Annotated in this window: 16 protein-coding genes; 12 read left to right on the top strand and 4 right to left on the bottom strand. The window is 60.3% G+C overall.

Translation table 11 applies throughout. The features are described from left to right. The first annotated feature begins 54 nt into the window (after positions 1 to 54). Positions 55 to 1,041 carry a GlxA family transcriptional regulator gene (locus J3A65_RS01310; RefSeq protein ID WP_209898682.1) on the top strand — a complete coding sequence of 329 codons (987 nt, stop codon included), beginning with the start codon at positions 55 to 57 and terminating at the stop codon, positions 1,039 to 1,041. Here J3A65_RS01310 and J3A65_RS01305 read toward each other — a convergent pair. After that, positions 1,025 to 1,183 carry a YqaE/Pmp3 family membrane protein gene (locus tag J3A65_RS01305; RefSeq protein ID WP_082471680.1) on the bottom strand — a complete coding sequence of 53 codons (159 nt, stop codon included), beginning with the start codon at positions 1,181 to 1,183 and terminating at the stop codon, positions 1,025 to 1,027. The genes J3A65_RS01310 and J3A65_RS01305 overlap by 17 nt on opposite strands. Positions 1,184 to 1,288: 105 nt before the next feature. After that, complete coding sequence (locus J3A65_RS01300; RefSeq protein WP_113110179.1) at positions 1,289 to 1,789, bottom strand: hypothetical protein; 501 nt, start codon at positions 1,787 to 1,789, stop codon at positions 1,289 to 1,291. Between the two features lie 265 nt (positions 1,790 to 2,054). Here J3A65_RS01300 and J3A65_RS01295 point away from each other — a divergent pair, with 265 nt between their 5' ends. The 5 genes from J3A65_RS01295 to J3A65_RS01275 all read left to right on the top strand — a co-directional run bounded on the left by J3A65_RS01295 (position 2,055) and on the right by J3A65_RS01275 (position 6,647). Continuing rightward, the gene (locus J3A65_RS01295; protein ID WP_062454456.1) at positions 2,055 to 2,834 is read left to right on the top strand and encodes an SDR family NAD(P)-dependent oxidoreductase; all 780 of its coding nucleotides are present in this window, start codon (positions 2,055 to 2,057) and stop codon (positions 2,832 to 2,834) included. 67 nt (positions 2,835 to 2,901) lie between these two features. Next, entirely contained in the window at positions 2,902 to 3,135 is a 234-nt protein-coding gene (locus tag J3A65_RS01290; RefSeq protein ID WP_209898678.1) for a hypothetical protein, read from the top strand. A 249-nt stretch (positions 3,136 to 3,384) separates the two neighbouring features. After that, positions 3,385 to 3,840 (top strand): MarR family transcriptional regulator, encoded by a 456-nt coding sequence (locus tag J3A65_RS01285; protein ID WP_062454458.1) that lies wholly within the window; start codon positions 3,385 to 3,387, stop codon positions 3,838 to 3,840. Further along, positions 3,827 to 5,539 (top strand): MFS transporter, encoded by a 1,713-nt coding sequence (locus tag J3A65_RS01280; protein WP_062454460.1) that lies wholly within the window; start codon positions 3,827 to 3,829, stop codon positions 5,537 to 5,539. The genes J3A65_RS01285 and J3A65_RS01280 overlap by 14 nt, the downstream gene beginning before the upstream one ends. Positions 5,540 to 5,576: 37 nt before the next feature. Beyond that, entirely contained in the window at positions 5,577 to 6,647 is a 1,071-nt protein-coding gene (locus J3A65_RS01275; protein ID WP_209898673.1) for an HlyD family secretion protein, read from the top strand. A 109-nt stretch (positions 6,648 to 6,756) separates the two neighbouring features. Here the strand turns inward: J3A65_RS01275 and J3A65_RS01270 are convergent, their stop codons facing one another. Beyond that, entirely contained in the window at positions 6,757 to 7,839 is a 1,083-nt protein-coding gene (locus tag J3A65_RS01270; protein ID WP_062576737.1) for a GH25 family lysozyme, read from the bottom strand. A 310-nt stretch (positions 7,840 to 8,149) separates the two neighbouring features. Here J3A65_RS01270 and J3A65_RS01265 point away from each other — a divergent pair, with 310 nt between their 5' ends. Beyond that, a complete protein-coding gene (locus J3A65_RS01265) occupies positions 8,150 to 9,856 on the top strand; it encodes an alpha-glucosidase (RefSeq protein WP_209898670.1) in 1,707 nt (568 codons plus the stop codon). 53 nt (positions 9,857 to 9,909) lie between these two features. Here the strand turns inward: J3A65_RS01265 and J3A65_RS01260 are convergent, their stop codons facing one another. Continuing rightward, positions 9,910 to 12,135 carry a heavy metal translocating P-type ATPase gene (locus J3A65_RS01260; protein WP_209898667.1) on the bottom strand — a complete coding sequence of 742 codons (2,226 nt, stop codon included), beginning with the start codon at positions 12,133 to 12,135 and terminating at the stop codon, positions 9,910 to 9,912. Positions 12,136 to 12,375: 240 nt separating this feature from the next. Between J3A65_RS01260 and J3A65_RS01255 the strand changes: the two genes are divergently transcribed. From J3A65_RS01255 to J3A65_RS01235, 5 genes are all read left to right on the top strand, one after another. Then, entirely contained in the window at positions 12,376 to 13,416 is a 1,041-nt protein-coding gene (locus J3A65_RS01255) for an ABC transporter substrate-binding protein (RefSeq protein WP_062576733.1), read from the top strand. A 145-nt stretch (positions 13,417 to 13,561) separates the two neighbouring features. Next, on the top strand, positions 13,562 to 14,386 hold the full coding sequence (locus tag J3A65_RS01250) for an ABC transporter permease (RefSeq protein WP_209898664.1): 825 nt from the start codon (positions 13,562 to 13,564) through the stop codon (positions 14,384 to 14,386). A 4-nt stretch (positions 14,387 to 14,390) separates the two neighbouring features. Further along, the gene (locus tag J3A65_RS01245; RefSeq protein ID WP_062576729.1) at positions 14,391 to 15,179 is read left to right on the top strand and encodes an ABC transporter permease; all 789 of its coding nucleotides are present in this window, start codon (positions 14,391 to 14,393) and stop codon (positions 15,177 to 15,179) included. 16 nt (positions 15,180 to 15,195) lie between these two features. After that, positions 15,196 to 16,254 (top strand): ABC transporter ATP-binding protein, encoded by a 1,059-nt coding sequence (locus J3A65_RS01240; RefSeq protein WP_209898661.1) that lies wholly within the window; start codon positions 15,196 to 15,198, stop codon positions 16,252 to 16,254. A gap of 121 nt (positions 16,255 to 16,375) precedes the next feature. Next, a complete protein-coding gene (locus J3A65_RS01235) occupies positions 16,376 to 17,317 on the top strand; it encodes a 2-dehydro-3-deoxygalactonokinase (RefSeq protein WP_209898657.1) in 942 nt (313 codons plus the stop codon). The last annotated feature ends 1 nt before the right edge of the window (position 17,318 follow it).

The following is a 17,318-nucleotide window of genomic DNA, read 5'->3' as shown; positions in this document are numbered from 1 at the left end:
TGCATTATCGGAGCCATTTCATACACTATCGGCAATCAGCACGGATTACGGTGAATGAGCCAAAAGGCCCCCAGTCAGCACTTCGATATCCTTCTTCTGCCAGAGACCAACCTCATCCTTCTGGCGTCTGTGATCGAACCGTTGCGGGCTGCAAATCGCATTGCCGGGGGCGACCTCTATCGCTGGACACTGCATTCTCCTGATGGAACGCCGGTCGACACGACATGCGGAATACCGATCGCGGTGGCTGGCGCGTTTCGACCGGCAAGGGAAACGGACCCGCTGTTCGTCTTGTCGAGTTATGACTGGAAGAAAAGCGTCACGAACGACCTTAAGGCGCAGCTTGCTCGCACAGCGAGACATCGCAGCCTGATCGCGGGTATTGAGACCGGAACCTTCGTGCTGGCAGAGGCTGGCCTGCTGAACGGGTCGCGTGCAACCATCCACTGGGAGGATCTGGAGGCCTTTTCGCTGGTTTATCCGGAGGTCGAGCTTGTTCGAGACCGCTTCGTGATCGACAGCAAGCGCATTACGACAGGCGGACCGGTTCCGACGCTCGACCTGATGCTGGAACTGATCCGCAGGGCCCATGGCCATACGCTTGCGCTCGAAGTGTCCAGGCTGTTTCTCTATGAATACGGTCACCGCCTAGACCGCGAGCATGGTTCGGCCGTCACTTCCGTCAGACAGGGACGCGACGCCAGAGTTCAGGCGGCGGTGCGATTGATGGAGGAGACTGTCGATGCTCCCTTGGTTCTCACCAGGCTCGCAAAGCGCGTAGGTGTAAGCGCCCGGCATCTTCAAGACATGTTCCAGACAACGATGGGTGTGGGACCACACACTCATTATATTGCCCTGCGTCTGAACGCAGCCCGACGAAGGGTCATCGAGACCTCAGGGACGATCGCCGACATAGCCGCCGAGACCGGTTTCAACTCGGCTTCCGCCTTATCGCGCAGCTACAGGGCGCAGTATCGCGAAAGTCCGAGTGAGACGCGACGGCGCGTCAAGCGCCGCGATCCTGTTATTTCTTCAGGATGACCCACAGCGCGTGCACGATACCCGGAAGAAAGCCGCACAGGGTGAGGAGGATGTTCAGCCAGAAGTGGAGGCCGAGGCCGACCTGTAGGAACACGCCAAGCGGCGGCAGGAGGAAGGCAAAAAGGATGCGGATGATGTCCAAAATTATCTCTCCGAATGATCAATGGCGCACGACAACGTGCAGTGCAGCGAAAAGTTCATTTCCCCGCTCTGCGGTCGAGGTGCGTGGCGAGGCGCTTTCGAGCGCCTACCGGGTTAAATTGATGCTGCTGGTTACGACGGTCTTGCCCGTAGTCGGATCCTTGTCGACCGTCTGTAGACGCAGGCTGCCAGCACCGCGCGATTCGATTGTCATATTGGCAGTCCGATCGCCGTTGATGACACGTGCCCAACGGACGGACAGATTGATCCGGTTGCCGGATTGTCTTCCCGAAAGGGTCGAAGGCTGACCGGAAGGGCCGGTATAGGTGCCGCGGTAGCCATTGCCGCTTTCCTGAAGTGTGGCGGATATTTTGCGCTGGACGACCAGCAGGCCGCGGCAGGTGCCATCCATCGAAAACGCCGTGCGCCCACCCGACATATCGAATTTGCACGTCACGTTGATCGGCTTTGCGCCGATGCGCGTCACGACGGTGCCAACGCCGGTCCAGCTGCCCTTGAGCGTCGGAAGAAAGGAAGACTCCTGTGCCGATACGGGCAAGCTGAGAAGGCTGGCGATGCAGGCGATGATCGGGCGGCGAAAGCGCATGGGTTGGCTCCATCTGAGATTGCTACCCAACGTCGCAAACGCGTTTGGAGTTCCCCTCCTCCAAAGCAGGATCCGGCGGAGCCTTAACGAGAACTGTGACGGGCTCGAATGCGGGACGCTGCCCTTGATCCTAGAGCCCCTATTAAGAGACGCCGGCGACCGGGGTCTCTGCATGCGGTCACTTTTGACGTCCGGATTGGGAACCACGATTTACGTTTGCCGTTTGCCCTTCGCTGATTTTCGCGTCGCAGCAAGGAATGTGCTCATGGAATTGAAAACGCAGGTCGCCCTGGTCACTGGCGCCGGATCTGGAATTGGCAAGGCGGCAGCGCTCAAGCTGGCCCAATCGGGAGCCAGAATCGGGCTTCTCGGCCATACGCGCAGCGAACTGGAAGAGACGGCTGACGAAATCACGGCCGGAGGCGGCGACGCCCTCGTGCTGGATGCCGACGTTGCGGACGAAGCCGCAATGAGAGCAGCGGTTGATCATCTGGTCGAAGCCTATGGCCAACTGGACATCGTTGTGATCAACGCCGGTATCAATGGCGTCTGGGCCCCGATCGACGACATGAAACCGGACGAGTGGGACACCACGATCCGCGTCAACCTGCGCGGCACCTACCTATCCTTTCACGTCACCGTGCCGCATCTCAAGAAACAGGGCGGGTCGGTCGTTGTAATCTCCTCGATCAACGGCAACCGCACGTTCACAACGCCGGGCGCTACCGCCTATTCGGCCACCAAGGCTGCCCAGGTTGCGATGGTGCAGCAACTGGCACTCGAACTTGGCAAGCACAGGATCCGCGTGAATGCGATCTGCCCGGGATCGATCGGGACAAGCATCGACGACAATACAAGCCTTCGCGGCAAGGACGAAACGGCTGTCCCTGTCGTTTTCCCGGCAGGTGAAATTCCGATCACCGGAGGAAAGGCAGGCGAAAGTGATGATGTTGCTGACGTCGTGCTGTTTCTCGCGTCCGATCGCTCACGCCACATCACGGGGACGCCGATCTTCGTCGACGGCGGGCAAAGCCTTCTTCGCTAAGATATAAAGGCGTGGAACCAGTCGATGACATTCGCGTTACTGTCCGCCATCAAGGAGGGCAGGAAACGTGAAGAATTTTATTATCGCAGCCGCTATTGCTATTACATCGACTGTATCATTTGTACCTTTTGCACAGGCTCAGAGCGTTACGATCGTTACCGACGACCGTCGTGGACCCCCGCCGCCGCGCATAATGCGCGAACGTGACCGTCATCATCAGCGCCGCGGTTGCGTCGTGAAGAAGGTCAAGACGATGCGTCACGGTGCCGTGATCATCAAAGAAACGAAGGTTTGCCGCTAACACCAAGTGCTGGCCGCAGGTTTTCTGCGATACAGCGATAAGTCCTGCCGCGCTTCCCAAGAGCGCGGCATTTTCTATGGAATAGGCACGTCAGTATGGGAGCGGACACTTCGGACCCATGCAGCAGAACGGGGTCCGCAATGCGATAATGGCGTTGCTAAAGCCGGCAGACATGGCGGTCTCGACCTTGAACCGGAATAGTACGCATGCTAACTAATGGTCATCATAAACTTAGCACACTAACCTTTTATGGATCAGGATCTCGCAAGCTCTGATTTTCTGGAATCGCTTACCAAGGTAAGCCGGAAAATCCGCACGGCGTTCAATCAGCAGGTCACCGCCCAAGGACTGACCTATCCGCGCGCCCGTGCGCTGTTTCGGCTGACTAAAAAGCAGAGCATGACACAGACCGAGCTTGCTTTTGAGCTTGAGCTCGAGCAGGCGACACTGGTCCGGCTGCTTGACCGCATGGAACAGAACGGCCTGATCGAGCGCAGGCCCGATCCCGGCGACCGACGCGCGAAACTGATCTCGCTGACGTCCCACGGCAAGGAGCAGGCAGACTTCGTGCGCTCCCTCGCGGACCAGATCCGGAAACAGATTTTTGCAGGCCTCGACCACGACGATATCCGCCGTGCCAACGACCTTCTGGACGCGATCGGCACCAATCTTGCCGATCTGGAGAGCTTCAATGTCATCACGTGACACAACAGTCGTGAAAGACGACGTCGAAAATTCAGATGCGAGCCCCGATGCGGGGCGATCGGCCGCCTCAGCTGTGCAGGATGCGGCCCCTGCCGTTGCGCCGCCTGTAGCCCCCCCGGCTTTCGTTCCGAAACCGCTTCCGATTGCGCTCCTCTATGCATTCGCGTCGATTGCCGCGGCGGTCATGCAGGGCCTAGGCACAAGTCTGATTTCGGCCAACCTCCAGCAGATTGCCGGCCCGATGGAAGCGACCCAGACCGAAGCGTCCTGGCTGGTGGCCGCCTATCTGTTTCCCAACGCCAGCCTTGGTCTGTTCCTGTTCAAGGTCCGGACGCAATACGGTATCCGCAACTTCTGCGAAATCGCCATTATCCCTTACGTGATCATCAGCCTGGCACATCTGTGGGTGAACGATCTCAGCGTTGCCATTGCCCTCCGGTTTTTTGCGGGAGCCGCGGCCGCGCCTGTCTCCTCCATCGCAATTCTCTACATGCTGGAGATCTTTCCGCCGGAGAAGAAGCTGAATATCGGTATCTGTCTGGCGCTGATCGGTCTGCTTCTGGCAACGCCGATTGCCGGTCTCGTGTCGCCATCGCTGCTCGACGAGCGCGACCTTCAGGGCCTCTACCTTCTGGAACTGGGCCTCGCACTGATCGTGTTCGGCCTTGTGTTCCTGCTGCCACTCACCTCGCCTCCAAGAGCCAAGGTGATCGCGCCGCTCGACTTTGTCAGTTATGCGCTTCTGGCCACCAGCATGGGATGCCTTGCCGTCGTCTTCACCATGGGCCGCCTGTATTGGTGGTTGGAAGCGGACTGGCTCGGCTGGCTGCTTGTCGTCGCGATCGTCACCGGCGTTCTGATGACGATCATCGAACTCAACCGCAAGACAAACCTCATCGACGTGCGCTGGATCACCTCTCGCGAGATCATCCATTTTGCAGGCGTTCTCCTGGTCTTCCGCATGCTTTTGACCGAGCAATCCACAGGCGCGATCAACTTCTTCAAACAGCTCGGGCTGTTCAACGAACAGATGGCTGGGCTCTACTGGGCGATCCTGATTGCCAGCGTGATTTCAGGCCTCGTCTGCGCGCTTGTGATGAAGCCCGGCCGGGAAGGCTTCATCCACCTCGTCGCGTTGATCCTGATTGCGGCGGGATGCTACATGGACAGCCAATCCACAGTCCTGACCCGTCCCGAACAGATGTATGTCAGCCAGGCCATGATCGCATTCGGAAGCGGTCTGTTTCTACCGCCGGCCATGGCGGTGGGTTTTGCCGCCGCGCTGAAGAAGGGCCTGACCTACGTCATCAGCTTTATCGCCGTCTTCCTGTTTACCCAGAAGGTCGGCGCGTTCCTCGGCAGCGGCTTGTTCGGCACCTTTGTCACCTGGCGCGAGCAATATCACTCGTCGATCCTGACATCCCGCCTGCTGCCGACCGATCCGATGGTGACGGCGAGAATCCAGCAGTATGTCGGCGCCTACGCGCGGTCGACATCCGATCTGACCCAGCGCACGATCCAGGGCACCACGACCTTCGCCAAGGCCGTTCAGCAACAAGCCTATGTGCTCGCCTATAACGACGCCTTCTACGTGACTTTCCTGATCGCAATCGGCGCGATCGTGATGCTTGTATGCCATCTCGCGTGGACCCACCGCGATCGGCTCATACCGCATGCGTCTGCCTCCACGCAGGCCTGACCGTCAATTCGATACACTTTAGAAAAAGAACAGAGCTATGAACGCTGCCTTCAGATCCATTTCCACATACGTCGCGCTGATCGTCGGGATCGTCGGCGTGTTTATCGTGCTTTACGCCTGGAACCTGCCCCCCTTCCACGGCACGGTCGAGACCACGAACGATGCCTATGTCCGCGGACAGGTGACGTTGCTCAGTCCGCAACTGGCGGGCGTCATCGTCGACGTGCCGGTGCAGGACTACCAGAAGGTGAAGAAGGGCGATCTGATCGTCAAGATCGATGACCGCATCTATGCCCAGAAGCTCGAACAGGCAGAGGCGCAACTCGCCACCGCTCAAGCTTCGCTCGACAATTCCGAGCAAAGCCGCAAATCGGCGGAGGCCAATATCGTCTCGGCAAAGGCCGGCATCGAAAGTGCGCAGGCAGCACTTAACGCGGCCAAGCTGACCTATGAGCGCACCGAGACTTTGCTCAAAAACAACGTCACCACCCAAAGCGAGTCGGAGAAGAACCGCGCCGCCTATGACCAGGCGCAGGCGAGCCTCCACCAGGCACAGGCGACCGAACTGGTGGCTGAACAGGACCTCAACACGATCGTGGTCAGTCGTCGTTCGCTGGAAGCGAGCGTCGGAAGCGCCAAGGCAGCGGTCGAACTCACGCGGATCGACCTGCAAAACACCAGGATCATCGCACCGCAGGACGGAACCCTTGGAGAGGTGACCGGCCGCATCGGTCAATATGTTTCCGTTGGGACACAGGTCGCTTCGCTCGTGCCCAATCACGTTTGGGTGGTCGCAAACTTCAAGGAAACCCAGCTGGAGAACATGACCGTCGGCCAGCGCGTGACATTCACGGTCGATGCTCTGGGTCATCAGGCGTTCACGGGAACGATCGAGCGTTTCGCCCCGGCGACAGGCTCGGAATTCTCCGTGATCAAATCCGACAACGCGACCGGCAACTTCACCAAGGTCGCTCAGCGTATTCCGGTGCGCATTGCCATCGATACCGATCAGGCCCTGACGGACCGCCTTGTGCCCGGCATGTCCGTCGTGGCCAAGATCGATATCGCTCAGGAGGGTGCCGCAGCTGCGGAGGTAGAGACGCGCTAAGCCGAAGTGGCGATGGCGTCAGCGGAACCTGCATATCCCGGATAGCAAAACGCCCCGCATCAGACGCTGACGCGGGGCGCTCGCCGATTATCGTCTGAAGTCGATCCCCTCAGTTGCGGGCGACCCAGTCATGCCAATCACCCTCGCCGCCGCGGAAGACGTTGAGATCGATCTTACCCTCGACGCCCTGCGAGAGGCCGGATCCGGAATACTGCCAGAACACCCATCTGCGATCGGGATAGACCACCGACGGATGCTGAGCGACCGCGCGCAGCCAGAATGGGTAGTTGAGGAATTCGCCGCGCAGGTTGTCCTTGTAGAAATCCGGCGCCGTGTAGATCACCGGCCGCTTGCCGTAATGACGCTCCAGCATGTCCATGAAGACCTGCATCTTTTCGAGCACCTTGGCGCGCGATAGACGCATTTTGCAGCTCGACTCGCCGTTATATTCGACGTCGATCACAGGCGGCAGAGCGTCGGGATCTTTCGGAACATTGCGGATGAACCATTCGGCCTGGTCGCTCGCAACGCGGCACCAGTAGAAGAAGTGGTAGGCGCCACGCTTGACGCCGGCCTCCTTGGCCTTGCGCCAGTTGGTCTTGAACATCGGATCCAGATGATCGCCGCCGTCGGTCGCCTTGATATAGGCAAAGTTGGCGCCCTGCGTCCGCAGCTTTGCCCAATCGATATCGCCCTGCCAGCGAGAAACGTCGACGCCGTGAACGGACATCTTTCGTGGCGAGACCTTGCCGAAATTGATCGGTTTGGCATCGCGGAAGCTGTGGCTGTAGATCCGCGAGCGGCCACCCGGCGAAACCCCGAGGCCTGGCCTCATGTCGGGCAGGGAAACCGGAGTGAGCGCCGATACGGGCCGCTGAGCCGGCATCGGCATGCCGACGGTGGTGACCATCGGATTGCCTGGCGCTTCGACCGAAGGACCCGGCGCGATGTTGCGGAACGCCGGCGACTGCGGCACAGGCCCGCCCCACGCCAATGGCTTTTGCGGTGGTGACGGAATGCCGGCCGTCGTCCCGACGTCGACAGCGGGAACCAGCGGAGCCGTTCTTGCAGCCAGACGGGACGTCTTTGCAGACCCGGATGAAGCGGGCACAGCGGATTCCAGATCGCTGCTGGAGGTACATCCAGTCGCAGCGAGGGCCAGAACGAGCAGTGATACAGCCGTAAGACGCATAAGGAACCCGTACTCGATACAAAACGGAATCCGTGCAGCAGACGATCAGCGCCGCACGTTTACTAACGGGACCTTACCGGGAAATACTGAATGCAATCTTTACGGAGGTGCTCAGAGCCCTGCAGGATGACGTCTAGAGAGGCGAAATCGATAACACTTCAGTCACGAGGTCGTCAGGTGAGGGCAATGAGCCCGCGAGGGGCGCCACACGATCGTCCAGGCAGTCTTGATTTGATCCGGAAGACGCTCGTTTGGAACTCTCCATGCGGCGTTGGCGTTCGGTTGTCGAATATATCTCAAGGAGACATGGATGGACCAGTTACGGGATCAGCTCGAGGATCAGCTGGCAGCACTTGTCCAGGAAGCGGCGCCACCCCTCGAACGGCAGTGGTGGCATAGCTCGACCGTCTACCAGATCTATCCGCGCAGCTTCTGCGATCTGAACGGTGACGGCATCGGCGATATTCCGGGCATTATCTCGAAACTGGATTATATCGCGTCCCTCGGCATCGACGTCATATGGCTCTCCCCGATCTTCAAATCGCCGATGGATGACAACGGTTACGACATATCGGACTATCGCGATATCGCGCCGGAATTCGGAACGCTTGCCGATTTCGATCTGCTGGTTGCCGAGGCTCGGCGCCGGGGCATCGGCATCCTGCTCGATCTGGTTGTCAATCACACGTCCGACGAACACCCGTGGTTTCAGAACTCACGAGCCTCTCTCGACAATCCGTTTCGTGACTTCTACGTCTGGCGCAAGCCGGGTCCTGACGGCGGACCGCCCAACGATCTCCAGTCGACATTCGGCGGCCCCGCCTGGACGCTCGACGAGACGACCGGCGAATACTACCTGCATCTCTTCTCGCGCCGCCAGCCCGATCTGAACTGGGAAAACCCTAAGGTCCGTGCCGAAGTTCATGACATGATGAACTGGTGGCTGGAACGCGGCATTTCCGGTTTCCGGATGGATGTCATCGACTACATCGGCAAACAGGTGGACCAGGGCGTGGTGACCGACGGTGCGCACCTGCACGAATATCTGCAGGCGATGAACCGCGAGACCTTCGGTGGCCGCAACGTCCTGACCGTCGGCGAGGCGTGGAGTGCCACACCTGCATCGGCACTTCTCTATTCCGGTCGCGAGCGGCAGGAACTCTCGATGGTGTTCCAGTTCGAACACGTGACCCGCCAATGGGATGAAACCTACGGCAAATGGCAGCCGAAAACCTTCGACCTCGTCGAACTGAAGTCGGTGCTGACCAAATGGCAGAACGCGCTGGCCGACGACGGCTGGAATTCCCTGTTCTGGGGCAATCATGACCTGCCGCGTGCCGTTTCGAAATATGGTGACGCTACAGGCTTTCCCGTCGGATCCGCCAAGATGCTGGCGACGGTCCTGCATCTGCTGAAAGGCACGCCGTTCATCTATCAGGGCGAGGAAATCGGCATGACCAACATGCCGTTTAGCGCGATCGAGCAGTACCGCGATATCGAGACGCTCAACATGTATCAGCTGCATGTGGATGCCGGCCGTTCGCCTGAGGATTTCATCATGGGCGCCAACGCGAACGGCCGCGACAACGCCCGCACGCCGATGCAGTGGAACAGCGCAGCTTATGGCGGTTTTTCCACCGTAGAACCCTGGATCGGCGTCAATCCGAACTATGCGTCGATCAATGCGGACGTGGCGATGAGCGACGAGCGTTCGGTCTGGAACCATTACCGCCAGCTGATTGCCTTGCGGAAATCCCATCCGGTCATCGTCTACGGCAAATACCAGTCGTGGCTCGACGACAATCCCGACGTCTTTGTCTACACCCGCAAACTGGACAGGGACCTGCTGGTCGTCATCGGCAGTTTTTCAGCCCGCGAGGTAAGTCTGGATCTGCCGGAAGAGCTGCGCGTATCCGGCAGTTGCCTCATCTCCAACGAACAGCCGATCGAAGCGCTCTCGGAGACGATCGTTCTCAAGCCGTATGAAGCCTTCGCCATCCTGCACCGGATGCCATGACGAAAAGTTTTCAGTCTTAGAGAGCCCTGCGCCCGGAGGCGTAGGGCTCTCATCTACTTCCGCAACAGCCTCAGCGCATTGATCGTGACCAGCACGGTTGCGCCGGTGTCGGCGAGGATCGCCGGCCAGAGCCCGGTTATGCCGATCACCGTCGTCACCAGAAACACCGCCTTCAGACCGAGCGCGATGGTGATGTTCTGATGGATGTTGCGCATCGTCTTCTTCGACAGGGCAATCATTGCTGCGATATCGGCCACCCGGCCATGCAGCACAGCGGCGTCGGCGGTTTCGAGCGCAACATCCGTGCCGCCGCCCATGCCGATGCCGACATCTGCCGCCGCCAAGGCCGGTGCGTCGTTGATCCCGTCCCCGACCTTGCCGACGACGAAACCGTCACGCTTCAGTTCGCCGACGATACGGCTCTTGTCTTCCGGGAGCAGGTCAGCGCGGACCTCGATCCCCAGCTCCTGCCCGATTGCAACTGCCGTGCGCGCATTGTCGCCGGTCAGCATGACCGTTTTCACGCCCGCTTCGGTGAGAGCCAGAAGCCCAGCCTTGGCATCGGCGCGCGGCTCGTCGCGCATGGCGATCGCACCGGCGAGCACGCTGCCGACGATCAGCACGGAGACGGTTTTGCCCTCGTCGTTGAGCGCTGCGACCCGGCGGCTGTGCGCCATCGACATCGACACCCGCTCGGCGGCAGCCTTGGGAGAGCCGAAGAAGACGTCCTGTCCCTCGACCTCTGCTGTCAAACCTTTTCCGCCGAGCGCCTTGCCATCACTCGACTGCGGAATGACAACTTCGTCTTCTTCAGCTTTCGCGAGGATGGCCTTTGCAAGTGGATGGCTGGAGCCGATTTCCAGCGCGGCCGCAAACCGCAGCACTTCATCGGCACTGTGGCCGAAAGCAATGACATCGGTGACCTGCGGCCGTCCCTCGGTCAGCGTGCCGGTCTTGTCGAGGGCGACGGCGGTCAGCTTTCCGAGTGTCTCGAGCACCGCACCGCCCTTGATCAGGAGGCCACGGCGGGCACCGGATGAAAGCGACGCAGCGATCGCCGCAGGCGTCGAGATGACAAGTGCGCAGGGGCAACCGATCAGCAGAATGGCAAGCCCTTTGTAGATCCACTCGTTCCAGTTACCACCGGCAATGAGCGGCGGCAGGATGGCGACCAGAGCGGCAACCGCAACGACGCCGGGCGTATAGTACCGCGAAAAGCGGTCGATGAAGCGTTCGGTCGGCGCCTTCTTTTCCTGCGCCTCCTCAACGAGGCGAACGACGCGGGCAATCGTGTTGTCTTGCGCAGCGGCGGTGACACGCACCCGAAGCGCGCCATCGGTGTTGATGGTGCCGGCAAACACGACATCGTCGACGCCCTTGGCAACCGGCGTGCTTTCGCCCGTCACGGGCGCCTGATCGACCGCGCTCTGGCCCGACATGATGACGCCATCGGCGGATATCCGGTCGCCGGGCCTGACCAGGATGATCGAACCGATCGCAAGGCTTTCGGCCGGCACGGTTCGCGTCTGGCCCCCCTCCTCCAGGAGCGCTTCCTTCGGGACCAGAGCGGAGAGGCTTCTGATGCTGTCGCGTGCCTTTCCGGCCGCAACGCCTTCCAGCAATTCACCGACGAGAAACAGGAAGACGACCGCCGCTGCTTCCTCCGATGCATCGATCACAACGGCGCCGACAGCTGCGATCGTCATCAGCATTTCGATCGAGAACGGCGTGCCGGCGAGCGCTGCCATGATCGCGCGCCGCGCGATCGGCACGAGACCGGTCAGCATCGCGGCTGTGAAAATATAGGTCTCGTAAGCGGGAAACAGGTGGCCGAGCCCATAGGCAACTGCAAATGCCAGGCCTGCCATAATGGTCAGTCGACCCTTGGCAGATTTCCACCATGGGCCCTCCATCGGACCGTGGTCATGGCCGTGCAGGCCCTCAGTGGCGGCTGTCTCCCGCTTATGATGGGAATGATCGTGCTTGCTTCCATCATCGTGAGCATGAGGGTCGGCGTGATCCGCAACGGGGATGACCAGCTCGTCCGAGCGGTTTCGCTGCGAAAGCTGTCTCAGCGGATAACCGAGACCGGAAACACGCTTTTCGACGGCGCTAAGATCGACGCTGTCATTGTGGCTGACCGTCATCGTGCCCGCGGCAACCGATACCGAAACATCCTCGACGCCGGCCATGCGGCGTACAGCCGTGTCGATCTTGGTGGCGCAGCTGGCGCAGTCCATACCGCCGACCTTGTATCGCGCCTGATTTACTGCCGTCATCGTGCTGGTTCCCTGCCGTTCCTCTCAGATCACCTCTCGTGTCTACAACCTCTAGCCACTAGAGCTGCAAGAGGGAAAACGCCCACACGTGCGTTCCTATTGCAGTGCGTATCCACATGGATATTGCGCGTGCACAATTATTGAGCTTGCGGGGAAAGCGATGAAAAAATACTGTCGTACTACGCTCGGCGCTGTCCGAGCAGCCAATTCAACACCGATTGTTCGACAAAGGATCACCTCATGAAGGCTCATCGCCTCACCAAGTTTGCAGCGCTTGCAATTCTTGCCACGTTTTCCGGCGTCGCCTCGGCCAGTGCCCAGACGAAGACCTTCACCATTTCCTGGTGGGGCTATAACGGCGACAAGATGAAGGCCAACATCATCGAGCCCTTCAAGAAGATCTGCGGCTGCGACATCGTTTTCGAAACAGGCAACAATGCCGACCGGCTGAACAAGCTGAAGCTGCGCGACGGCAAGGGCGTGGACGTGATCTACCTCTCGGACAGCTTCTCCCAGCTCGGCGTCGCACAGGGCCTGTTTCAGGAAGTCGACGCGTCCAAGATCCCGAACCTTTCGGAAATCTACGAACTCGGCCGCAATCCGCAGGGCAAGTATGGTCCGGCCTACACGATCGGCCGCGTCGGTCTCGTCTATGACAGCGCCAAGGTGGATCCGGCGATCACCTCCTGGGCCGATCTCTGGCGCGCCGACATGAAGAGCTCGGTCTCGCTGCCGGGCATCACCACCACGGCCGGCCCGATGGTCGTGTTGCAGGCCGGCAAGCATGCGGGCGTCGATGCCTATGAGGATTCCGAAAAGGCCTTCGAGGCGATCAGCGAGTTGAAGCCCAATGTAGTGAAGAACTACAATACGGGTTCCGAACTGGTGAACCTGATCTCGACCGGCGAGGTGCGCGTGGCCCTGGCGCAGGATTTCACACTTGCTTCGATGCAGGCCGCCGTCAAGACCATGACCTGGGCGACGCTCAAGGAAGGCGATATCGCCACGCTGAACATGGTCAATATTCCGAAGGGCTCCGAGAACGTCGAGCTGGCGCACCAGTTCATCAACTTCGTTCTGTCCAAAGAAGTCCAGCAGAAGGAAGCGGAACAGGGCGTCGATGCGCCGATCAACAGCAAGGTCGAGCTTTCGCCGGAACAGGCCAAGATGTGGACCTATGGCGCTGACCAGGTCTCAAAGCTCGGCCGCATCGATTACGCCAAGCTGAACGACGCCAAGACCGACTGGATCGACCAGTGGAACGAGGTTTTCGGCCAGTAATCCCACTCGCAGATGACGAGCCCTCTCCTCGATCCAAGGAGACGGCTTTGCCTGATCCGGGCAGGGAGTGCGGAGCACATCCGCTCTTCAAGACAGCCGCGGCCTGACGGCGGTGGCGGCAGCCAGGGACTTTGAAAGACTACACATGAAGCGTTTTGCCAAATGGGGGCTGACGATGCCGGCGACGATTGCTGTCGTCGTCGCTCTCGTTATTCCGGTTCTCTTGACCATCGCCACCACGTTCGGTGAGCCGAAAGGCGCCTTTTCGACCTACACCGCCTTCTTCAACAGCGGCTTCCGCACCAATATCCTCTACCGTACGCTGCGTATCGCCCTCATCACCACCGCGATCTCGCTGGTCATCGGCTTTCTGACGGCTTACGTGATCGCCCGCATGCCGGGGCGGCTGAAGTCTGTCGCCATCATCGCTGCGGTTTTCCCGCTTCTGACCGGCGTCGTGGTTCGCTCATTTGCCTGGCTGATCATCCTCGGCAAGAACGGCATCGTCAACGACACGCTGCTCTCGCTCGGCATCATAAGCGAACCGCTGTCGATGCTCTATACCGAGGGATCGGTGATCGTTGCGATGGTCTATCTGTTCGTGCCGCTGATGATCCTCACCCTGACCGGTGTGCTCGAGGGCATTCCACGCGAAGTGGTCGAAGCCTCAACCTCTCTGGGTGCCACGCCGATCGCCACATTCTTCCAGGTCATCCTGCCGCTTGCCGTGCCGGGCCTCATCGTCGGCGCGGTCCTCGTCTTTACCGGCAGCTTCACCTCCTACGCGACGCCGCAGCTGCTTGGCGGCGAGCAGATGATGATGATGGGAACGCTGCTCTATCAGCGCGCCATGGTCACCTTCGACTGGGTGGGTGCGTCCACCATCGCAGCGATCATGGTGGTCATCACCATCGCCGTGGTGACGATCATGAGCCGCATGGCGCGGCGCCTCAACCCGATGGCGGTATGACAAGATGACCACACGCATCCATCCCCTCCTCGGCGCCTTCGCCGCCCTCGTCTTCCTTTTCCTGCTCGCGCCGCTAGTCATCATCGTCGGCGCCTCGCTTTCCGACACGTCCTACCTGACGTTTCCGCCGCAGGGTCTGACCCTGCGGTGGTTTGCCAATATCTTCGAGATCTCCGCCTTCCGGAACACGGCGATCACCAGCTTCCAGGTGGCGATCCTCGGAACGGCGCTGTCGCTGCTGATGGGTATTCCTGCCGCCTATGCGCTGAACCGGTACCGCGTCGAACTGCCGAAATGGCTTTCCACGCTGTTCGTCCTGCCGATCCTGGTCCCGGAAATCGTGTTCGGCTTCTCGCTTCTGAAGTCGATTACCATCGGCTTCGGCCTGCCGGTCTATCCGAGCCTGATCCTCGGTCATGCGCTTCTGGTGCTGCCCTACTCCGTTCGCGTCGTCGGTGCGAGCCTTGCTGCCTTCGACTTCTCCGTCGAAGAAGCTGCGATCAGCCTTGGTTGCCCGCCGCTCAAGACCTTCATGACGGTGGTGCTGCCGAACATTCGCGCCGGCGTCATTGCCGCCTTCATCCTCGCGTTCATCACCTCGATCAACGACGTGTCGATCTCGGTGTTTCTGACCGGTCCCGGGATTTCCACACTGCCGATCCAGATTCTTGCCCATATGGAGCAGTTCTTCGACCCCACCATCGCCTCCGTCTCCGTGCTCTTGATGCTGGTGACGGTTGGCGTCATGGCCATAGTCGAAGCCACGCTCGGCCTCACCTTCCTGACCAAGTAAGACGAGTAGAACCCTTTTGACCGTATCGCTCACCATCGAAAACCTTTCCGCCCATTACGGATCGACACAAGTCCTCAAGGACCTGTCGATCTCGGTCGCGGCCGGCGAACTCGTGTCGCTGCTTGGCTCATCCGGCTGCGGCAAGACGACGACACTACGGATCGTCGCCGGCTTCCTGGAGCCGACCAGCGGCCGCGTGCGACTTGGCGATCGCGACCTCACCACGCTTCCCGCTCATGCCCGCGATATCGGGCTCGTGTTCCAGAACTACGCACTCTTCCCCCACCTGACGGTGATGGAGAACGTTGCCTTCGGTCTGAAACAGCGCGGCATTGCCAAACCTGATCGGGCCAAGCGGGCAGGGAGCATGCTCGACCGCGTCGACCTTTCACACCTGGCCGACCGCCTTCCGTCGGCGCTGTCAGGCGGCCAGAAGCAACGCGTGGCACTGGCCCGCGCGCTCGTCATCGAACCACCGCTCCTGATGTTCGATGAGCCGCTTTCGAACCTCGATGCCAAACTGCGCGTGGACATGCGCGTCGAAATCCGCCAGTTGCAGAAGGCGAACGGCACGACGTCGCTTTATGTCACCCATGATCAGGAAGAAGCCTTCTCGATCTCCGACCGCGTGGCGATCATGAATGCAGGCCGCATCATGCAGCTCGACACGCCCGAAGTCCTCTACCGCAAACCGGCCAACGCCTTCGTCGCCAGTTTTGTCGGGTTCGAGAACCTCATTCCGATGAAGGTGGTCTCCCGCGACGGCGCAACCGTCACAGCCGAGGCTGCCGGCGGCGCGAAACTGTCGTTCTCGCAGGATGTCTTCGGTCCGATCAAGGACGATTTCGTTCTGGCCACCCGCGCCGACGGCCTTGTTGCCCGGCAGTCCGGCGACGGTATTCCCGCGACCCTTGGCACCCGCACCTATCTCGGCCGCGCCTACCAGTATAAATGCGAGACCGTCGCTGGAGAGATCACTGCGAATGGAGCGCTGTCCGAACCCTTCAACCCTGGTACAAGTGCCGTTCTGGTGCCTGTACCGGAACAGTGCTGCATCCTCGATCCCGAAGCCTAAGACTCGATTTACAAACCTCAAGCCCCTCCTCAAAAGTATGACTTTTCGCAGCACTTACTCTCGACAAGGCGGGCCTGCCCGCGCTATCGAAGGCCAAAATGTTCGGGGAGGAAACCGAGAGATGCCAGAGCCTAAGTCGATCATCCTAGATTGGGGCACGAGTTCGCTCCGTGCCGCGCTCGTATCTGAAACGGGCGAAACGCTCGATACCCGGGATACGACAAGCGGCGGCATCCAGTTCGTTAAGGATGGGGCCTTCGAGGCCGCCCTGATGGAAACGGTCGGGGCATGGTTCGACGCGCACGGCGCAATCCCAGTCCTCGCGAGCGGCATGATCACCAGCCGCAATGGCTGGATCGAGGTGCCTTACGTCGATGCGCCCGCGGGTCTTGCCGAACTGGCAGCCGGCACGCGGCAGATCACGCTTGCCAACGGCGCCATCGTCACCTTCCTGCCCGGCATGCGCGATCCCGCGGCACAGCCGTTTCCGGACGTGATGCGCGGTGAGGAAACGCAGATCGTCGGCTTCGGGCTGGACAAGAACCGGACCCTGGTTCTGCCGGGCACCCACAGCAAGTGGGCGCGCGTCGAGAACGGCCGCATCGCCGGTTTCCAGACCTATGCGACGGGTGAAATCTTCGCACTGCTGACCAAGCAATCCTTCATCGCCAAGGCATCCGAGCCGATGCCCGGCGCCGAGCCGCGCTGGGAGGCATTCGACCGGGGTGCCGGGTTTGCCGCAAGCGACGCGCGTGCTGCCGACGCATTTCTCTCTGCCGTCTTCAGCGCCCGCACGGGTGTACTGGCCGGCGTTCTCACGCCCGAAGATATCGGCGACTACGTTTCCGGTCTCGTCATCGGTTCGGAGTTCCGTCAGGCCCGCGCGGCAGGCTGGCTGAAACCCGGTGAAGCCATCGGCATCGTCGGCAACAACGTGCTGAACAGCCGCTACAGCCGAGTCGCGCCGCTATTTGATCTAGATATAGAGCCAGGCCCAACCGATGCCGCCAAGCGCGGCGTCCAGTTGATCGCCGGACAATTGCAACTGACGAATGAAGGATAGA

It is taken from the genome of Rhizobium sp. PvP014, from assembly GCF_017876855.1.
GTDB lineage: Bacteria > Pseudomonadota > Alphaproteobacteria > Rhizobiales > Rhizobiaceae > Neorhizobium > Neorhizobium soli.
Note: the sequence above shows the minus strand (reverse complement) of the source record. Positions and strands in the feature narration are given on the sequence as shown.